The organism is Okeania sp. SIO2F4, assembly GCF_010672385.1.
Classification (GTDB): domain Bacteria; phylum Cyanobacteriota; class Cyanobacteriia; order Cyanobacteriales; family Microcoleaceae; genus Trichodesmium.
Window position 1 is genome coordinate 1 of the sequence record NZ_JAAHGT010001315.1, and the last position, 1,820, is coordinate 1,820.

Genomic DNA, 1,820 nt, shown 5'->3' on the forward strand with positions numbered 1-1,820 from the left:
CCAGGAGGTCTAAAGCCTCCCCTTTTAAGGGGATGAAAAAGCGGTCGGAAAGCGGAGCATGACAAACGGATGGGATGGCGAGGTTTCCCGAAGAGTGCAGAGCCGCTGCCTCTTTCAGAGGAGCTGCCTCTTACAGAGGAGCTTCGCTAACGCTAACGCTAACGCCATATCCAATCGACCAAGATAAATATTCAACTCAGTATTTCAAGCCTCCGACTTGAGTCGGAGGTACTGATAACTGAAATGACCCATTCCCTATTCCCTTTTTAATAGGACTTATATCATGTCCGGATGATTAGGTATAATAAAACTTCTTTCTGGCGATCGCCAGAAAGTAGGAGGGACTTATGCCAACATTGAGTCACCATTGAAAACCATTTAACAGTAGAACAGCTAGAGCAAAGATATCGCTATAAAGCCCAGGAAGTAACTGAGAAAATTCACTATCAAACAATTTGGTTATTGGCCACTGGTAGGACTTGCTTAGAGGTCTCTGGAGTAACAGGTTACACTCGAAATTGGATATACCGATTGGTACGTCGGTATAACGCTCCTTGAGCGAAAGGATTGGGAGACCACAGAAAAAGAAATATCGGGGGTGAATCATTACTTGAGGATGTAGATCAAGCTCAATTATGGCAACAAAGCCGCAACCATCTCCAGATGGAGGACTCTCGAATAGCACAAAACTAGCAGATTGGTTAAGTGCTCATATTGGGCGTCAAGTCTCTCGTCACAGAGGATGGGAATATTTACAACAGATGGGCTTTCGGCTCAAGGTACCACGTCCGAGTCATAGGAAAAGTTGCCTTTGACAACAAATACTGTGGAAAAAAAACTCCAATGGGAGTTAGGTAAACTTCAAACCTATTTACCCACAGGCAGATAGATATAGAAGTCTGGTGTGAGGACGAGCAAAGATTAGGACTGCAACCGAAAGCTCGTCGAGTTTGGACAAAACTTGGACAACAACCAGTTGCTGATGTCAAGACTCAATATCAATGGCTATGGCTTTATGGTTTTCTCCACCCTGAATCTGGAGAAACATATTTCTGGATTCGTTGCTCAAGTCAACACAGAGCTATTGAGTCGTGTTTTAGCAGATTTAGCACGAGAATTTGACCTCAATCAAAGTAAACGGATATTGCTGGTGTTAGACCAAGCAGGATGGCATACTACTGACCAGCTGGCATTACCCGAAGGTATTGACTTGTTCTTTGTGCCGAGTCATTCACCAGAACTACAACCCGCAGAACGTTTGTGGCCTTTGACTAACGAAGCCTTGGCGGAGCAAGTGCGGCAGCTATATCGCCAACTATTCACCAGAAAACTTAGATGAAGCTCGAACATCTGCTGGTTTATCGTTGTCAGAAAATTATGGAGCAGCAGGAATTTGTTCGGGGGTTAACCTGTTTTCACTGGTGGCCTCAAACTAGAAATGCTTAATCATCACTAATCATCCGGACATGATATAATAATTAATAATTAATAATTTACCTCTCCTTAGAAAACGGATAGGATTGACTAAGGATCGAAAAATTTTTTCTTTTTTCCTCTATCCAAGGGGAGGCGCATACCCACAATTTATCGGTAATTTCCAGAAAAAGTAACGAAAAAAAACGAGAACCCTTTAATCGAGGATTGTATCGAGAGCGCAATCGTATTGAAAGACTGATTAATCCCTTGAAGCACTCCTTCTCCGATTGCAACTCGCCCGTGAGAAATATGCTGTCAATTATCTGGCCATGTTGACCATTGCTTCTATATTACTTTGGCTAAAGCCATCGCCTGGTCTTAATTTATTTTCTTAAGCCTTTTTA

General features: G+C 42.8%; 1 pseudogene. It reads left to right on the forward strand.

From position 1 onward, the window contains the following. Positions 1-366: 366 nt before the first annotated feature. Positions 367-1,446, forward strand: a pseudogene (locus tag F6K22_RS43310) (IS630 family transposase). Positions 1,447-1,820 lie beyond the last annotated feature (374 nt).